The sequence below is a fragment of the Kolteria novifilia genome (assembly GCA_007748055.1).
GTDB classification, from domain to species: Bacteria; Planctomycetota; Planctomycetia; order Kolteriales; family Kolteriaceae; genus Kolteria; species Kolteria novifilia.
On sequence record CP036279.1, the window covers coordinates 1033573 to 1052519 of the forward strand.

The window sequence follows — 18947 nt, forward strand, 5'->3', positions numbered from 1 at the left end:
CCCCTCGTCAGGCGAGGATTCCTTCCACGAGTTTGCCGTTCTTGACGATCTCGATCGGCCGAGTTCCGAACGCGAGCAGTTCCTTGTTCGCGTCGATACCCAACTGGTGGTAGATCGTGTACATCAGGTTCTCGAGCGGCACCGCGTCCCGAGAGGGCTCCGCCCCGGTGGCGCCACTGACCCCATAGAACTGGCCGCGGGTGAAGCCACCACCGGCTACCAGATTCGAGTAGCAGCGAGCGTGATGGTCGCGACCGCCGTCCTTGTTGACCTTGGGCGTGCGGCCGAACTCGGTCGTCAGCCAGAAAATGGTGGTGTCGAGCATGCCGCGTTGATCCAAGTCCGCGACCAACCCCGCGATCGCGTGATCGAGTGCCGGCATCTGGTCGAGGGTGTTCGACTTGACGTCGACATGGCAGTCCCACGCGCCGAAGGTGACGGTGACAAAACGCACGCCCGCCTCGACGAGGCGACGCGCCACGATCAGCCGTTCGGCCAAGCCTTTGGGGTGATAGCGGTTGTCCGGCCCCTTGAGTCCCACGACATCCCGCCCGTAGAGATCGAACGTCGATTCGCTCTCGGCATCGAGCGAGAAGGCTCCCTGGGCCTGCGACGAGGTCAGCAGCGTGTAGGCCTGCTTGTAGAAGTCATCCATGGTGTCGAGCGTGTTCGGATCGGCCTCAAGCGAGCGAATGCGTTTCTCGACGATCTGCCGCGCGGTGAGCCGACGGTCGAAGCGTTCGAGCGAGACGTTGCCGGGAATCGAGAAGTCGCGCACCTTGTATCCCCGCTTGCCCGGATCCGAACCGAGTTCGAAGGGACCGTAGGCGCTGCTGAGAAATCCGGTGCCGCCCGCGAACGCGTGTTTGTTGGGAATGGCGATGTATGGAGGAAGGTCGCCCCGCTTGCCGAGTTCGTGAGAAACGACCGAGCCCATTTGCGGGTAGTCGATCACCGCGGTCGGGGTGTAGCCGGTGAAGAGATGATAGGTCGCCAGCGCGTGATCGGGAATCCGGCCGACCATGCTGCGAATGACGGTCACCTTGTCCGCGATCTTCGCGGTCTGCGGAAACCGGTCGCTGAGGATGTCGCCGGTGTTCGTCTTGGTCACGCCGAAGGAACCGCGGATCTCGACCGGCGCCTCCGGCTTGGGGTCGAGCGATTCCTGCTGCTGCATCCCACCACCGAGGTGCAGTTGGATGACGCTGAGGGCCTTGGCCTCCTTCTTCTCGCCCGCCGCTTGCGTGAAGGCACTGTTCTCGCTCGCTTCGAGTCGGAACAAGTCTCCCATCGAGAGGCCGAGCCCTCCCAACACGCCCGCTTGAATCGCATGGCGACGCGAGAGCGTCCGGAAACCCGAGCAACCTCGCCGTCCCTTGTCGAATGGCCCCATCCTCATTCCTCCTGCAAGTCGCGGGTTCGTCCGCCTCATCTTTCCCATGGTCGCAACGCTTCCGGAATCGACATCACACCGATGCCGCTTTGCCGGTGAAACTACTTTTTCACGTCCCAAGACTTCACTTCGCCCTCGGAAGTTCCGCCGAAGACGACCTGGCTGTCGTGGGAAACCGCACTACTGATCGGAATGCCCGAATCGATGTTGAAGGCTTGTTTCTGCTCTCCCTTGGGCGTCCAAGTCTTCACGACCCGGTCGCGGCCGGCGGTGACGAGGTTTCCCTCTCGGTCGAATCGTCCGGCCAACACCCCGTTTGGTACCTCGCCATAGGTGCCGGGAGTTCGGCGTGGCGGGTGGGCGTTCGACTTGGTGATCGCCGGAAAACCGTCGGTCACGTCCCACCAGATGACCTTGCCGTCCTCGCCGGTCGACGCGAGCAGCTTGCCATCGGAGCGCCAATCGAGCGACCGTACCGCACCTTTGTGCTCGGCAAGATTGAGCAGAATGCCTCCGGCCTGCGCATCCCATAGATGGATCCCGCCGGCGCGATCGGCGGACGCCAGTTTGGTGCCATCGGGACTAAACGCGATCGCGGTGATCCAGTCGGTGTGTTTGGTCAGTTTGTGTTTCTGGGCCCCATCGGTCGTCGAAAAGACCTTCACCGTTCGGCCGGAGCCTCCCAGGGCGACCAATCGTTGGTCCGGACTAAGATCGGCGGCGAGCACGGCATCGACTTCATCACCGATCTTCGCCAGTCGCTTGCCCGTCTTGACATCGAAAAGGACAACATGTCCCGAAACGACCGGACGTCCACCGCCCACCATCAGCACCGATCCATCCCGGCTAAAACGAATGACATGGGGCACCCCCTCGGGAAACGCGAGGCGTCCGATCTCCGCCTTCGAATCGGTGCGCAGGAGCTTGACGTGTCCCTGGCCCGACACCGCCAATAGTGGAGCCCAAGGGCTGGTGTCCATCGCGAGCACGGGAAGTGGCCTGGTCACGTTGGGAACCTTCACGTCGGGAAGGTTCTCGGGCATCGCCGGCGGCCCCTTGGGTTTGGAACCCGCATTGCTCACCGGCTTGAAGGCGATGTCGCGTTCCTTGACCATCGACTTGCTCGTGGCCGAGGCCCGCAGCCCGCTGTCGATCCACTTGTGGATCAGTTCGATCTTCGCGTCCGCCAGCGGCGGACTGCTCGGCGGCATTCGCGCGTTCTCGTCCTCGTTGGTAATCGCCTTGAAGAGAATGCTTTGACTCGCACGGCCGGCGACGACGATCTTGCCGGCGCTGCCACCGCGCATCAGCGCCTGGAACGACTGTAGGTTGATACCCGCCTCCTGGGTGTCATCGCCATGACATGACAGGCAGTGCTCGCGCAGGATCGGCTTGATGTCGTCCTGGAAGTTCGGCGGACCGGCACTCGTTTTCTTCTCTTCGCCAAGCGCGGAGGGGACGACCCCCAGGAGGGAAACGAGAAGGACGCCGATCAATGGCTGACGCGTTCGCATGGGCAAGGATCAATCCGAGGCAAGTAGTCTTGTCAACAAACAAACGAAAGCACGACTCAGGGCTGGGGCAGTGGCATGTCAAGGGGCGGATTGTCGCGGGACCAGAGCAGGCTCGGTCGCCCGCTCTCGACTAGTTCGAGGATCTCTTCTTCGTCCAACGCGCGGCTCCAGACGGCAAGCTCGTCCATCCGTCCCCGAAACGCGCGCGGAGGTTTGTTCTCGTAAGGGTTCGACGACAGCCAATTACCCAACCGGCAGGCTCCCGGGCGAATGGGCACGTTGTCGTTGGCGAAGACACTGTCGAGCACGCACTTGCCGTTCACGTAGATGCGATAGACTCGCTCCGGAACCGACATCACCGACACGACGTGTGTCCATTTCGCCAGCGGTACCGGGCTACCCACCCAACGTTTTCTGTCGCCAAGCCCGTGGATGCCACCGCGCGGCAAGCCGTAGCGATTCAACTGAAAGTGGAGGTCACCCGGTTCCCAGCGATTGGAGTTGAGAATCGCGTTGAGCTCCCGATCATAGCGGTCGGCCTTGAGCCAGACCGCAACCGACAGAGCGTCGTACTCGCCGGGAATCTGCAACTGAACGTAGTCGGCGTCGCGATCGAAAAGCAGTGCTTCTTTCCCCGGCCAGCGACCGGCCACCCAACGGGCACTCGCGATCCGGCCATCGGGAACGTCGTGGCTCCGCTGGGCATTGGTCAACACCGACGCATTGGCTTCGCGAACGAACGGATACCAAGCGATCAATCCCGGATCGGCGAGGATCTGGCGACGCTGGGCCTTCCATCGAAGAAACCCAATGTGCCCAGGCGTTGGTAGACCCGACAAGTTCAGCGCCGGCCCTTTCCGCGGACGGCCCTCGCGGTACCGAACCCACTCGCCCTCGTAGACACTTTGCAGCAATTCCTCGGCTCCGGCCCGCCGAACGTCGACTTGCCCATCGAAGACTTGCATCGCGCTGTTGCCGTCGGGATCGACGCTCACGGCGAACTCGGTGCCGATGTCCTCGAACGCGACATCGCTCGTCTCGATCGTGAAGCCGTGGGCGGAGGGAGGAACGATCGCTCGCACGCGTCCCGACGCCAGCTCGGTATGGTACTCATCCTCGATCTGGAATGAGGCGGGGGCCTGAATGACGAGATCGGCACCGTTGGCATAGCGTAGATGAACGACGCCGTCGACCAGCTCGTAGTCACCCGAACGAAAGCGAACGCCATCAGGGCCGCGATCGTCGGCGAACTCCGCCCCGGCCTGGTCGACCAGGAGAGCCGCCAATGAGGGCTTCTTCTCCTCGAGAACGTCCCTTTCGGGTTGATCCTTGGCGCCACGATCCCGCTCTTGATGCTCCGGTCCCACCGACGCCATCGGAAGGTTCGAGCCATGCCATAGAGCGACCATCGCGACAATGGTGGCGAGCACGGCGATGGTCCATGGCAACAAGACCGAAGACATCGAAACCCGTCGCGTCGTGTTCGACGGTGCCGGAGACGCTGCCCGACTCGCCCCCGCGCTCGGATCGAGCCCAGCCGTCTCGGCATCGCGAAACTCCCAGCAGAGATTCGCGTGTAGTTCGAGATACCGTAGATACTCGCTACGAAGCTCCGAGTCGCGACGGAGCAGTACCGATAGCTCGGCCGCCTCCGCGTTGGTAGCCGTCCCGTGCATCATCCGGTTGGCGAGGTGCTGCCAGCGATCACGTTTGCTCATCCGGGCACCTCTCCGGCCAGTCGCGCCGCCACGCATTCGTGCAAGGCGACGCGGATCCGATCGAGCATCTTGTAGATCGCATTGGGCGTCGCGTCGCGCAGGGCGGCGATCTCGCGAACCGTCCGACCACTGTAGTAACCCTGGATGACCGAGCGACTCGCGTCGGGGAGTGTTTCCAAACAGTCTCGTAGCGCGGCCACCCCATCGCTTTCACGCGACAGAACCGCCTCGCTGCGTCGAGCCAGCAGTTCGACAACATCGGCGTCCAACTGCACTTGGCGATGCTCCTTGCGGCGACGAAAATTTCGTACATGGTTGTGGGCAATCCCACATGCCCATGGCAGGAAATCGAGGGCGGGATCGTAACGATCCCAGTGTTCCCACAGCGTCAAACAGGTTTGTTGAAACAATTCTTCGGCGTCGGCCCGATTCGCGACCAACGAGACGATGTAGCGAAAGACCCGATGCTGGTTCCGAACGACGCGTTCGGCGAACTGTTGGTGCCTGTCCGCGTCCATCAGTGCTCGGCCGGTCCCACTGGAGCTGTCACGACAGCCCGAACCAAGGACACCACCGTCACCACGGGCCACTAGGATATATTGTCTCGGGGTGCGTCAGATTCGCCACACTCGGAACACTTTTTTTAGATGCTTTCTCAGCAATGACTTGCGCCGATGGGCCAAGAGGGCGGCCGACGCTCACCCTAGAAATCGAGCAAGACGTTGATCGTGAAGACCAAGGGGTCGCGGATCTCGGTACTGAGGCCGGGATCGTGGATGTAGGTGAGGTTCGGCTGCACCTTGAGTGACTCGTGGACAAAAATCCAATAGTACCACTGCCACTCCCACTCGTTGGCCGTGATGCGGTCATTGTTGAATGGCGGAGGAAGTGGCCGAGGCGCGAGTTGACTTTGCGTGCTCTCGCTCGCGGATCCCATCACCGGGGTCAGTTGAGCCCAAACAAGGCCGAACCCGAAAACATCTTCGTCCCTACGCGGGATCGGACCGATCCACTGTAGTCCCGCGGTAAGCCCTTTGACGAATGGGTTCACATTGCCATCGCCGGTCGACCAGGAGAAGAAGGCGGCGAGGTTCTGATCGGGATGCTCCTGCTCCTGCCAAATCGTCTGCTCGTGGATGAGGAAGAACCCCGCGGTCCCGTTCTGAACGCCGCCGTCGAAACGGGACAACTTGCCACTCTGGCCCCAGCCGCCAACGAGGAACCTGCCAGGCAAGTCGTTACTACCCAACGTGTAGCGGACACCCGTCTCGCCGATGTAGAAGTAGTTCCCGTTGAACTGCGGCCCTCGGGCGCCGGTGTTGATCCCTTGGGCGCCAAGGCGGCCGTCGTAGAACCCGAAACCGGCGAAGAATTGGTCGTTCGGTCGGACGAAGCCTTGGATGCCGGACGTCGTTGACTGGTTCTGCGGGAGGAACGCCGAGATCGCGGGGAGCGCCTCGTAGTCGTTGCCGAGAAAGAGCGTCGCGCTCTGAGTTCGCTGAAAGGTGCGATTGATCTTCACCTTCCCGACGAGCACGCTGAATCGCTCCTCGAAGAGGTCCTGCTGGACCCAGAGTTCGTTGAGTTCGCCGAGGGCCTGATTGAGGTTGTCGTAGCCGTTGAACGTCAAGAGATCCCCCGTCAACGCCGAGGCATCCGATCCGCGGCGATGAAGGAACCGAATCTGGGCCGTGCCCCCCTTCCAGCCAAACATCGTGTCGAGGTCGCCGATCAGCTTGACCTCCCCAACGTTCTCGTCAGCCCAGTTCCCCGGCAGCAAACCACCGAAGAAGACCGCGTTCCAGCTCATGGCCCAGCGAACTTCCGCCTCGACACCGTACTTTTCGATCCCGGTCACCCGGTTGATCAGGCCACTGGCGACGTCGGGTTGAACAAAGCCGACTTCGGTGGTTCCCTCTTTACGAACCACGTCGTCGCGGGTTTTGGAGTAGGAGGATCCCGAGTACTGTTGAGCGGAATGACTTGGCGAGTTGGGCAGCGAGCTACCGGTCGTCCTGGGTTGGGAAGTGTCGTTCCCAGGGGGAACGGACGCCGTATGAGACGAAGAAGACGAAACGGCGGTTGTGTCGTCGGCGCGAAGCACCGCGATCGGGAGCACGAGAAGTGCCGTCAGCAATAGGATCGAGCGTTCGGTGCTCTCACGTCGCGGCGCCACTCCATTCCCATCTCGTTAGAGAGACGATGCCATCCCTCTAACATCGGAGGCAGCACGCAAGCGACTTGAAGCAAAAGCTCGAATACATGAGAGTCGTATCGAGTTCTTACAACGGACACGCATCAACCGGGGGCGTTCTCGCCATTCCAACGACGATTCAGCCCCCCTTGGGCTTTGCCTTCTTCGGCGACTTCTCTTTCGCCAATGACGCGGTGGCCACGGCGGGAATGGCCTGAAAATGCCGGATCGGCTTCCCCGTCGACAGATCCCAACAGAAGATTTCTCCCGCCGAATCGCCACTGAACAACCACTTCCCGTCGGGAGATAACGCCAGCGAGTTGATCCAGTCGCCGTGCCCGGTCAGTAACTGCAATCGCTTGCCGTTGTTCGGATCCCAGATGTGGATCTTCTGATCGGCACCTGCAGAGTAGAGTCGTTTGCCATCCTTGGAAACGACCAAGGCGAAGACGTCATCCTTATGGCCACCGATCGTTCGCAGCTGTTTGACCTTCTCGTTCGGCTCCCAGAGCTTGATCGTCTTGTCATCTCCCGCGGTAGCGACCCGCTTTCCGTCGGGAAACGAGACGACGTGCTGCAATCCATCCTGATGTTTGGCGAAACTGGCGATGACCTGCTTCTTCGTGAGATCCCAGATCTTCGACGTCTTATCGCGACTCGCGGAGTAGATCTGCTTGCCATCGGGCGCGAAGGCGAGGTCCAGGATCCAGTCGGCGTGGATCTCCTCCGACGTCAGCGCTTTCCCACTGGGAATCTCCCAGACCGAGAGCTTGCGTTCGGTGTCGCCGGCCGCCAACGTCTTGCCATCGGGACCGAACGCCAGCGCGTAAACCATGTCGGGCGCTTCATAGATGGTCTTCAACGGCGAAAGCGTCTTCGCGTCCCAGAGACAGACCTCCCCCATCCGGCCGGGCGTCCCGCCGGCGTGAGCGAGGAGTTCGCCATCGGGGCTAAACGCGATCGCTTGAACCTTCTCGCCCTTGGTGGGGAGGCGACGCAGCAGCTTTCCACTGGCTGGATCCCAGAAGGTAATCTCGTGGAATCCCGCCGCCGCGAGCTGCTTGCCGTCGGGACTAAACGTGAGTGACGAGATGATCGGGGGCTGCGTGTAGTTCGTCGCGACGGGAGCCACCGACTCGGGGAGGAGCGAGCGCAGCGTGACGTTCGCGTCGGGGCCGTCGAACTTCGCTCCTTGCTTGATCCACTTCTCGACCTTGGCGACGACCTTCTCATCGAGCAGATCCGCTTCCTGGGGCATCACCGGCTCGTCATCACCATACATCAGCAAGAGCAACTGACTCTCGTATGGTTCGCCAGGGACGATCATCGCCTCCCCCTTAGTCGACATGAAAAGTCCGGAGAAGCGGCTCATGTCGACGTTCCCTTCGGTCGTCGTCGAGTCGTGACATCCGAGGCAATGCTCGACAAAGATCGGAGCGATCTCTTTGGTGAAGCTGACGCGCGGCTCCTCCGTCTTGGCCTGGGGCGCGACGAGGGCGGAGAGGACAACCAGGAGAGCGGCTCGGATTCGCATCATGGAAGGGAACCTTGTTCGGAGTCGTGGCGGGCGGCGCGATGATGGGTCTCGCCGATTGATCGAGCAACGATCGGAGGAACTATTTCTTTTTTGCCGCTTCCTTCGGCTCGGGCTTCTCGACCACGAGCGTCACCATGGTGGTCGGCGTCCGCACGCTAACCGGTTTGGTCTTCTTCTTTTTCTTCGCTTTGTCGTCATCCTCAAGCACGGGGTTCTTCTCATAGGGCGTATCCGCCTTGGCTTCGAAGAAGAAATGGTGCGTGCCGAGCAACGCGTTCTTTCCGACGGTCACCTCGACCTCGGCCGAGTCCTTCCCCTTGCCAATCGTCACCACCTTGGACGACATGTTGGGAGGCATGGCGCTGGCCAAGAGCTGAACCGCCCCATCGAACTTGCCCTGGCGAACCAACTTCGCCGGGATCTTGATCTTCTCGCCGGGCGCGACCTTCCAGACTGTGCCTTCCCCCAGATCGACTCGCAGGGGCGAGTCCTCTTCCCGAACCGAGAGGAGCAGTTCCGGCGTGTAGCGAGCACGACATCCCCAGTGGGTGTTCTGACCAAACCAGATCACCGTGCCGTAGTCGGCCTCCTTCTCGACCTTCTTCCCATCGACCAGCGCGCGGCCAACGACACGAATGGGCCCGTCCCACTTCTTCGCCTCCTTGGATGCCGTCAGGATGATCGGCGCCGACATCTCCCCCTTGCGACAAACTGCCTTCGAGCACGTCACTCCTTCGGGCAGTCCCTCGAGGGAAAGTTCGACATCGCCATCGAAGCCATCCCAGCGGTAGACCAGTACGTCGATCTCCTCGGTACCTCCTCGACGCAGCAAGGGAACCCACTGATACCGTTTCCGGTTCATCGGAAAGAGATCTTCGGGATAGTGGGAGAGTGCCACTAGTCGAAAGTTGGGACGAGGCTTCCGTACCGCTAGACGGTAAACCGCACCACCTTCATTCCGAGCCGTGTAGTAGAGATCTCGGACCATCACGCGGTAGGTGCCGTCGGCGGGAACCTTCAGTTCATGGACGGCGTCGTCGGTTTGGGTGTTGAAGGCGAAGCCGCCAAAGTTTCGGGTCTCCTGATTGAGCCGACGCACGGTGTTCGCGTCCCAAAGGTTATCGACCTCGGCGAGGTCCTTCACCTTCCCGTCAGGCAGCATTTGCTGGACGACGAGAAACGGATCGGTCGCGATCCCGGTCCGCTGGGAGATGACGTCAAGCTCGATCACCTCTCCCTTCTTTGCCTCGAAGCTGTACCAGTCACGATCACCAGCCGGGGCGAACCGACCCGCGACTTCGCTGGGGATCTTGATTGGTTGTGCCTTCGCCGCATCGTTGTTCGGCTCGTTCTCGGCCACGACCGGTTCGGTCGCGAACCCAATGAAGACGGGATTGGAGACGTTGAACTTCAACGGCAATCGGTAGGCGAAGCCATCGGTGGCGTCGTTCGGGGGACTCACCAGAATCCCAAGCCGCTTGAACTGATCAGCGTCGATGCGGCCGTCGGCGGCGGGCCGCTTGGGAATGTCGATCGTCACGTCGAGCTGCTCGATCTCCCGTCCATTGATCTTGATCCCGCTTGGCGTTCCACCTGGAAGGTTGCGGCCGTAGAGACGCATCTTCGCCTTCGTGCCAGGAGTCGCGGCGGGCGGGAAGACGAAGTCGAGATGGGGATCCTGATGAACGCGCAACTGGTAGAAGTGTTCGACGTTTCCATCGTAGACGATGTCGCTGACCTTGACCCAGTAGTCGCCTTCCTTCGGAGCCGTGAAATCCAGGAACGCGTCATGTCGAAACGTATCGCGACACTCGTGAAGTAGCCGACCATCCGCGTCGTGGATCGACAGGATCGGATCGAGCTGGGAGTCGATCTGCTCGGCGACGCATTCGATGAAGAGGCGTTCCCCCTTCCCGGCGGAGATCCGGTAAAAGTCGACATCCCCCCCCCGGTCGGAACGACCATTCATGACTACGTCGCGGGCGAGCGGCATCGCGCTGGCGATGTCGTCGTTCCCTTCCTTCTCGAGCTCCTGCGTATGAGGACTCACCAGGAAGGAGCGGGGGGGGCTCGTTCCGAATCGGCCGATCGCTCGCACCTCGTAGATGCCCGTGGGAACGTCCGGCGCGATCGCGATCTCGAACTGATTGGCAACGACTTGCGGTCCCGTCTCTCCCTTCTTCGGAGCACGGGTCGCTTGACTCGCGACGATCCCAGGGTGACTGAATCGCAACGACGCGACATCGTCGAGATCCTTGCCCGTGATACTCACCGTGACCTTCTCGCCGATTTTGCCGCCCGCGGGACGAACGGATTGAAGCTGCGTGTTGGGGAGTTGGGCCCAAGTAGGTGCCAGCGGTCCCGCGACGAGCGTCAAAAGAGCGACAACGCATTGAGGTAGGAATGATCGAGTCAAAGTCCCCTCCCTTCGAAGGGTCGTGGGCTTGAGCTTTGCCACCGATGGGACCGCAAATTCACGGACCCAACTCGCCGCCACCGACCGACACGCGATCAGGGACACCCAAGTCGTACGACGGACCAAAGCGCTAGTGGTTGTACATGAATTCCTTGGTGTTGATGATCGCCCAAAGGAGTCCCTCGTAGGCCTTCTTCTTGTCCTTGCCAAAGGATTCGATGTGAGCCTTGGCGATCTCCATTTCCTCCGGCCGTGGTGGCCGACCGTAGGCTCGCAGGTAGAGTTCGCGGAGTTTCTCCTCGTCGGAGCGTTTGGCGTCCTTGGCGAGCCGTGCCGCCGTGCCGCTGTTGGAAGCGAGCTTGCCTTCCAAACCCGTCGACGTCAGCAGGAAGAGACTTTGACGAAGATCGCTCTCCTGGGACCGCTCGGACTCCGACGGCGAGCTGGCGTTCGGCCTTCCGAAGAGTTCCAGAAACTCGCTGCCGCCGGTGCTGCTGTCGGGAAGCTCGATGGCGCGAACGCTGCGCGGCATCCCCGAGAAGTTCGTCTTGTTCTCGGCGATCTGGTCGATGGCGTCGAGCAGCACCTCGGCATTCATCCGTCGCGGTTGGAAGCGGGAGAAGCTACTCGAGTCCTCCAAGTTGAACTCGTTCGGCTTCGCGCTGAGCTGGTAGGTCTTCGAACGGCAGATCTCGCGAATAAGAGCCTTCAGATCAAAACCGCTCTTCACGAAGTGCTCCCGCAGGGCTTCGAGCAGCTCGGGGTTCGAGGGAGGGTTCGTGTCGCGCAAGTCATCAATCGGATCGACAATCCCCATCCCGAAGAAGTGATTCCAGTAGCGATTGACGAGAACCGTCGCGAAGAAGGGATTCTCCGGATCGACCAACCACTCCGCCAAGAGTTCGCGCGGATCGTCGTCGGGAGCGATTTCGAGTGGAGATCCTCCCAAGACCGTCGGCTTGAGTACCTCACCCGTGTTCGGATGCTTGTACGTCGCCGTTCCTCGCTTGTGGTGAATACGGTTCTCGAAGAACTTGTCGCCGTGGATGTTCGGCTTACGACCGACGCGAGCGAAGAAGGCCGCCAGGCTGTAGTAGTCCTTCTGGCTCCAGCGTTCGAATGGGTGATGGTGGCAGCGGGCGCAGGTGATCCGTACCCCCAGAAAGAGCTGGCAGAGGTTCTCGACCGAGTCCTCCGGCGTGATCACTTCCTGATACCACGTCGCCGGCGGGTTCTGCGTCACGTCGCCCGACGCGGTCACGATCTCGCGAACGAACTCGTCGTACGGCCGGTTGTTGCGAAACGATTCCACGACCCAGTGGTGGAAGGAGAAGCTTCCGCGTTTGCGTTCGCGACCCTTCTGGTGATTCCGCAGGATCAGGGACCACTTGTTGGCGAAGTACTTCGCGTAGTCGTCGCCGGCAAGCAGTCGGTCAATGAGCCGATCGCGTTTGTCCTCGGATTTGTCGGCCTCGAACTGCTGAATTTCGGCGAGCGTCGGCAACCGACCAGCCAAGTCGATCGTGACCCGCCGCAGGAACTCTAAGTCGGTGCAGGGCGCCGATGGGGGCATCCCGAGGTACTTGAGGCGAGCGAAAACATGCTTGTCGATGAAGTTGCGCGGCTCGGGGAAGCCATCGCTGGCATATCCGAACGGGATCGTTCCCCGGAAGACGCCGACGTGCTCGCGTAGGCTCACGGTGACGGCGAAATCGCCGCGTAGATCGTGCGTGCTCACCACGCCCCGATGCGAAACCTCCGCGAGGGTCTCGTCGTTGGAGTGGAACTTCGCGAGTCTGGTCATGTCCTCGACGTCGCCGTTGGCGAAGTGAGCAATGACGCGCAACTGTTGTGACTGCTCGGGGTCCATGACGCGATCACGAGGGAGTACCTCGATACGAGTGATCTCGCCGTCGCTCGTCTCCCCGTAGGGAGCGCCACTTCCGATCCAGTCGACGAGCAGGCCGTGGGCGTCGGAGTCGCGAGCGAAACGTTTGGCTCCGCCGTGCGAAATCGACGCGGTCGCCTTGAGCAAGATGAGGCTCTCTTCCGGAACGTAGCGGGAGATGCGCCGGCCGCCAAGCTCCTTGACCAACGCGCGGTAGTCGGCCTGGGGATCGAATCCGAAGAGTGACAGCTTAAAGCCGTTTTGTCCTCGCGGCGTTCCATGACAACTCGTGCAGCCATACTTGTCGAGAATCGGCATGATCCGTCGATGGAAGCTCGGCGGCTCGTCGGCCTTGACGTCCGAAACCACCAGTTTCGTCTGTGCCTCCACCCCGCTGGGCGTTCTTGCGACAACGGTCACCTCACCGTCGGACATCGGCCGAACGTAACCGGTCTTGTCGACCTCGACGATCCCCTTGGGCTCGACGCGGTAGTCGAGGTCACGAGTCAAGTCGTAGGCCCGTCCCGAGGGATCGGATCCGGTGACGAGGAGCTGAATGCGACCATCGCGGCCAACGATGCGTCCATCCTTCAGATCGAACCGCATCGAGGAGACCGCGGGAACCGTGGCGACATCACCAGGCGCCGAGCGACTTGTGCCGGGTAGAACGAGCGCGACGAACATGCCCAGCCACGGCAACAGCGACATGCGCAGCCGAACGATCGGCCGCGAACACTGCAACGCCGAGGTCATCTTCGCTAATCGCATGGTCGATCAAACTCCGGAATAGAGGCGGGTCAAGCACCGGCGGGGAGGGAAGGCGTGAGGACGCCGCGCGGAGAGGTGTCCGCGCGGCCGTCACGAACCGGAGAAGCTGCCCTAGGCCAACTCGGCGATCGGCTCGCCGTTGGGAAGGATGCGAGTCGGCACGCCAGCCATGTTCTCGAAGTGCTGGTGCGTGTTGATGCCGAGGAACTTGTAGGTCGTCGCGAGCAGGTCGTTGGGCTCCATGCGGCGATCTTTCGGCTCTTCGGCCTTGTCGTTGGTCGAGCCGATCACCTGGCCCATCCGCATGCCGCCACCCGACACGACGACCGACATCGCCCGCGCCCAGTGACCACGACCAACGCCTCGGTTGGTGTTGATTCGCGGGGTGCGACCGAATTCGCCGGCGAAGATCAGCATCACCTTCTTGTTGAGCCCGCGAGCGTAGATGTCGTTGACCAGCGCGGTGACGGCCTGATCGTAGACCGGCAATCGGAGCTTGAGCTCGTCGAAGACGTGCCAGTTGACCGCGTGGTCGTCCCAGTTGTGCGACTTGCCGAACGGCGAACGCTGCATCTGCATCGTGACGAAGCTGCAACCGGCTTCGACCAACCGCCGCGCCATCAGCGCCCGCTGTCCCCAGCGGTTGCGACCGTATTCGTCGCGAAGCCGATCGGGCTCCTTCGACAAGTCGAACGCCGCACGAACCTTCTCGCTCGTCAAGAGGCTGAGGGCTTGCTCCTGGAACTCGTCCATCGCCGTCATCGAACCAGAGCGATCGAGTTCGCGGCGAAAGGTGTCGAGCCGCGAGAGGAGCGAGGCCTTCTGGAGCACGCCGGGACGGGCGGTGATGTTTTTCACCTGGAACTTCGGGTCGTTGGGATCGCCATCGACGACAAACGGGCTCGCCGCTTGTCCGAGGTAGGCTCCACCGCCGCCGTAGACCGCCTTGGTGCTCGAGATGTAGTTCGGAATACCCTTCTTAATGTCGGAACGGACCCGAGCGACCACCGAACCGATGGTCGGGTGCGAACCATTCTTGTCGTTGGGGCGCACCGGGACGTAGCCGGAAAGGAATCGCGTGGCTCCACCGGCGTGTTGATTGTTGGAGTGAGCGATGGAACGGATGACCGCGAGCTTGTCGGCGATCTTGGCCTGGCGGGGCATGTGCTCGCAGATCTCGAGGCCTTCGACGTTCGTCTGGATCGGCTTGAAGGGACCGCGATAGTCTTCCGGGGCTTCCGGCTTCATGTCGTACATGTCGATGTGGCTTGGGCCACCCTGGAGCCAAACCAGAATCACCGAGGTGTCCGCGGCGGGCTCGCCGGAGACCGCACTGGCGACCGCGCGCTGCTGGTAAAGACTCGGCAACGTCAACCCGCCCAAGGCGAGCGAACCGAGCTGCACGAAACTACGACGAGAGACGGGACCGGGGCATGGAAGTTCTAGGCGGGACATCGTCTTGGCTCCTAGCGGGGCATCGACCGGTGGGAGTATCGTGGGAAACCAGGTGAGACCGAGAAGTTTCCCGACAACGCACTCTCTGAAAAATACGGGACGTTCCGTTCGAATGCAACTCTTTTTGTCCATCCCGAGCAAAGCAGCTAACACGAGACATCACCGACGTCTCAAAATCCTCCCTCCAGGCACGATTCGTAGGCGTTTTTCCTGCGAGAACGACCCGTCGCGACAAAGTGACGGAGGGCGGAATTTCGGGTGGTGGGCAAAAAATCTTACCCCAATGGTCGATGGCGGTGTGCAATTCCAACCGTTATGATCGGTTGGTTAACTCGACTCACTTCAGTCACTTTGCGTTTCTCTCGTCCGGAGGAGTGACTCTGCGCGCTCAACCAACGCGAACAACCGGTACCGGTTGAGGTAGGGAGCTGCGGCGAGGGACGGGACAACGATCAACCAAGACTCCTCGAGAGCGATACCCTCATGAATTCACCCCTGCTTCTCCTTCTGGGGTTCACGGCCCCGATGCTCGCTTCCCCCGACGATGCCACGGCTGCCGACAAGCCGAATATCGTCTGGTTGACCACCGAGGACAACTCCGCGAACTGGTACCGACTTTACGATAAGAACGGCGCCCCGACCCCAAACATCGAACGGCTCGCCGAACATGGACTGGTCTTCAACAACGCCTACTCTTGTGCCCCGGTTTGCTCCACCGCAAGAAGCACGATCATCTCCGGTTGCTACGGACCGCGACTCGGCGCCCAATACCACCGCCGGGAACTCCCGGTCGCGATGCCCGGCGGCGTCAACCCCTTCCCCTGGTATCTCCGACAAGCGGGCTATTACACCACCAACAATAGCAAGACCGACTACAACTTTCGCAAGGAGGACATGAAAGACGCGTGGGACGAGTCCTCACGGAAAGCGACCTACCGCAACCGCGAGCCGGGCCAACCCTTCTTCCACGTTCAGAACTACACCCAGACCCACGAAGGCCAACTCTTCGGCGATCTCCCCAAAGGCGTCGACAAGATCGTCGATCCGTCCGACGTCGAGGTCTTTCCCTACCATCCCGACACGCCGCTCTTCCGCGAGAAGTACGCCCAGTACCTGACGAGGCAGCACGACGTCGACAGCCAGCTAGGCAAGATGATCGACCAGCTCGAAGCTGACGGTCTTCTCAATGATACCTTCATCTTCCACTACGGCGACCACGGCGGCGTGTTGCCAGGCAGCAAGGGCTACGCTCGCAACGATGGCTTGCAGGTCGCAATGGTCGTCTATGTCCCTAGGAACTGGAAACACCTCGCTCCCGCCGAACCAGGTTCGCGGGTTGACGGCTTCGTCGAATTCGTCGACCTTTCCGCGACCGCCTTGAATCTGGCAGGCATCGACATCCCCGAGGGTATCGATGGGCGCCCCTTCCTTGGTGAGGACATCTCCCTCGAGGAGCTCAACGAGCGAGATACCGCGTTTGGTTACGCGGAGCGATTCGACGAGAAGTACGACATGGTCCGTTTTCTTCGCAAGGGGAAGTACACCTACCAGCGCAACTATCAGCCCTTCAACTTCGACGGACTCTTCAACGAATATCGCTACAAGCAGCCGGCCTATCGCGAGTGGCGCGATCTCCATAAGGAAGGGAAACTCAACGAAGCCCAAGCGGCTTTCTTTGAACCCCGTCCGGCCGAATGCCTCTACGACCTGGAACGGGATCCTCACGAGGTCAACAATCTCGCTGACGATCCGAAGTATGCCGATATCCTCGCCGACATGCGAACATCCCTCGAGAAGCGGCTTAAAGGGATGCCCGATCTCGGGTTCATCCCCGAACCGGTCTTCGTTTCCGCGAGTGGCGGTGAGGGCGAGGCGTTCGGTCGGGACAACAAGGAGCGAATCGCCGAGCTAATCGACATCGCCGACCTCGAGCTTGTTCCCTTCGACGAAGCCCAGAGCCAGATCGCGCAAGCCCTCCAGTCCAAGGACCCGCTCAAACGTTACTGGGGCCTGATTGTCTGTAGCGCCTTTGGCGACAAGGCCGCCCGCTTCGTTCCCGAGGCGACGAAGCTCGCCGCGTCGGATGAGAACCTCCTGGTTCGCGCGCGAGCAGCGGAGTTCCTCGGCCTCTCCGGCACCGGCGACCCCGTTCCCGTCCTGGTCGATGTGCTGCGAACGTCGACCGATCCGATCGAAGCGAACCTGATCCTCAACACCGTCGTGCTCTTACGCGACGGAGAGCCGGGCATCCCGTTCGATTTCTCGAAGGTCGAGGGAGCCCCGTGGTTTCAGAGGAAGAAGGGGATCGGCAATTTCGTCCAACGCCGCATCGCCCAATTCCGCGGAGAGTAACAGACCGTTGGTCTATTCGGTGCCTCGGACCGACGATCAATTCTTGAGACGAAGCCCAGAAGCGACCCTCACCCCGGGCCGGGGAGAATCGATCGCTCTATAATCGAGCGGGTTGAGGGACGACCGGCGGCGAAGGCGATTGTGAGTGCGACCCACGCCTTAGGAAGCCCCTCCCCAATAGGAAGGTTTCTCATCAGATGGCGTTTCTACTACTCCTTTCCAGCATGCTCGGCGCGGATGCGTCGGCGAACTGGCCAGCGTTTCGTGGTGACGGGACGAGCCGGACCGCGGTCGCGGCCCTTCCCCTGACTTGGTCCGAAAACGAGAACCTCGCGTGGAACACGGAGCTACCCGGCTACGGGCAGTCGAGTCCGGTCGTCTGGGGCAATCGCGCGTTCGTCACCTCGGTCTCGGGCCCGGACAAGGACGTACTGCACCTGACCGGCGTCGACGTAAACTCAGGAAAGATCCTGTGGACCAAGGAGTTTCCCGGCACGCTGAAGATTAAATCGAGCGACTACGTCAGCCGGGCCGCCCCAACGCCCGTCGTCGACGCGCATCACGTCTACGCCCTGTGGGGAAGCGGCGACTTGATCGCCGTCGATCACGAAGGCAACGAAGTTTGGAAGCGATCCTTCCCGAAGGAGTATGGTGACTTCCAGGGCAATCACGGCATCGGCGCCTCGCTCGCGCTGTCGTCGACGGGGGTGGTCCTTCTCATTGACCACTCGGGGCCCTCTTACTTGATGACCGCCGACCCGAAGACCGGGGAAACGATCTGGAAGTCCGATCGCCCCTCGAAGGTCTCTTGGTCCTCTCCCTCGATCGCCAAGCAGAAGGACGGCACCGAGATCGTCCTGGTCAGCTCCAACGGCACCGTCGAAGCCTACAAGGCCAGCGACGGATCGGCTCTCTGGAACCTCGGCGGGCTCGACGGCAACACCGTTCCTTCCGCATCGATCTCGGCGGACAAGGAACTCGTCGTCGTTGGCTCGAAGAACGCCGACTCGAACCTCGCGCTGCGTCTCGGCGGGACCGGCGACGTCACCGACTCTCACGTCGTATGGCGGAGCGAGCAGGCTTCGTCCTCGTTCGGGTCGCCCCTCGTCCATGACGACGCGGTCTATCTCGTGAATCGATCAGGAGTTGGGTTCTGCCTCGATCTCGCGACCGGCAAGGAACGCTGGCACCAGCGACTCGGAGAGTCATGCTGGGCCTCCCCCATCGGGGCAGGCGATCGCGTCTACTTCTTCACGAAGAACGGCAAGACGCTCGTTGCCGCGACCGGCCCGGAGTGGAAGCAGCTCGCCGAGAACGACCTGCCCACGGAGGATCGTGTCTACGGGGTCGCGGTCGTCCCTGGCGGCTTCCTCGTCCGAACCGGATCGGCCCTGACTCGTGTCGGTACGCTGGCGGGCAAGAGCGCCGCGAAATAGGCCGAGTTCAGACGCAAGCCGCGAAATGGTCGGCGCATGATGCCCATGGACCTTCTGGTTGCCAAGCGGCCGACGGCGACATAACCGATGTTTTGGTAATAAGTTATGGCGCCTAGGCGGCCGCGAGAGAGGATCAGGTTGAGAAAACGGGGACGCCCCACTCAGGAGGGCTTTCGGGAATTACCTGAATGCCTATTCTAAAAGCTGGCCAACAACACGCACCATCGGGCAGCGAGCTGCGTAGGAGTCTCAACACCCGACGGGGGGGAGACCGGT

At 61.4% G+C, this 18947-nt stretch carries 11 protein-coding genes; 2 read left to right on the forward strand and 9 right to left on the reverse strand.

The window, feature by feature from the left end:
- Nucleotides 1-7: 7 nt before the first annotated feature.
- The 9 genes from Pan216_RS03840 to Pan216_RS03880 all read right to left on the reverse strand — a co-directional run bounded on the left by Pan216_RS03840 (nt 8) and on the right by Pan216_RS03880 (nt 14883).
- The gene (locus Pan216_RS03840; protein WP_145255051.1) at nt 8-1393 is read right to left on the reverse strand and encodes a DUF1501 domain-containing protein; all 1386 of its coding nucleotides are present in this window, start codon (nt 1391-1393) and stop codon (nt 8-10) included.
- 101 nt (nt 1394-1494) lie between these two features.
- Entirely contained in the window at nt 1495-2907 is a 1413-nt protein-coding gene (locus Pan216_RS03845; protein WP_145255054.1) for a c-type cytochrome domain-containing protein, read from the reverse strand.
- A gap of 56 nt (nt 2908-2963) precedes the next feature.
- On the reverse strand, nt 2964-4625 hold the full coding sequence (locus tag Pan216_RS03850; protein ID WP_419193230.1) for a LamG-like jellyroll fold domain-containing protein: 1662 nt from the start codon (nt 4623-4625) through the stop codon (nt 2964-2966).
- Nucleotides 4622-5143 carry a sigma-70 family RNA polymerase sigma factor gene (locus Pan216_RS03855; protein WP_145255060.1) on the reverse strand — a complete coding sequence of 174 codons (522 nt, stop codon included), beginning with the start codon at nt 5141-5143 and terminating at the stop codon, nt 4622-4624. The genes Pan216_RS03850 and Pan216_RS03855 overlap by 4 nt, the downstream gene beginning before the upstream one ends.
- A gap of 185 nt (nt 5144-5328) precedes the next feature.
- Nucleotides 5329-6801 carry a carbohydrate porin gene (locus Pan216_RS03860; RefSeq protein WP_145255062.1) on the reverse strand — a complete coding sequence of 491 codons (1473 nt, stop codon included), beginning with the start codon at nt 6799-6801 and terminating at the stop codon, nt 5329-5331.
- 157 nt (nt 6802-6958) lie between these two features.
- Complete coding sequence (locus tag Pan216_RS03865; protein ID WP_145255066.1) at nt 6959-8356, reverse strand: c-type cytochrome domain-containing protein; 1398 nt, start codon at nt 8354-8356, stop codon at nt 6959-6961.
- 79 nt (nt 8357-8435) lie between these two features.
- Nucleotides 8436-10772, reverse strand: a complete 2337-nt coding sequence (locus tag Pan216_RS03870; RefSeq protein WP_145255069.1) for a hypothetical protein — start codon at nt 10770-10772, stop codon at nt 8436-8438.
- 130 nt (nt 10773-10902) lie between these two features.
- On the reverse strand, nt 10903-13428 hold the full coding sequence (locus Pan216_RS03875) for a DUF1549 and DUF1553 domain-containing protein (protein ID WP_145255072.1): 2526 nt from the start codon (nt 13426-13428) through the stop codon (nt 10903-10905).
- A gap of 111 nt (nt 13429-13539) precedes the next feature.
- Nucleotides 13540-14883, reverse strand: a complete 1344-nt coding sequence (locus Pan216_RS03880; protein WP_145255076.1) for a DUF1501 domain-containing protein — start codon at nt 14881-14883, stop codon at nt 13540-13542.
- Between the two features lie 483 nt (nt 14884-15366).
- Here Pan216_RS03880 and Pan216_RS03885 point away from each other — a divergent pair, with 483 nt between their 5' ends.
- Both Pan216_RS03885 and Pan216_RS03890 read left to right on the forward strand, forming a co-directional pair.
- Nucleotides 15367-17235, forward strand: a complete 1869-nt coding sequence (locus Pan216_RS03885; protein WP_145255079.1) for a sulfatase-like hydrolase/transferase — start codon at nt 15367-15369, stop codon at nt 17233-17235.
- Between the two features lie 197 nt (nt 17236-17432).
- Nucleotides 17433-18671, forward strand: coding sequence for an outer membrane protein assembly factor BamB family protein (locus Pan216_RS03890; protein WP_145255082.1), 1239 nt, complete (start codon nt 17433-17435; stop codon nt 18669-18671).
- The last annotated feature ends 276 nt before the right edge of the window (nt 18672-18947 follow it).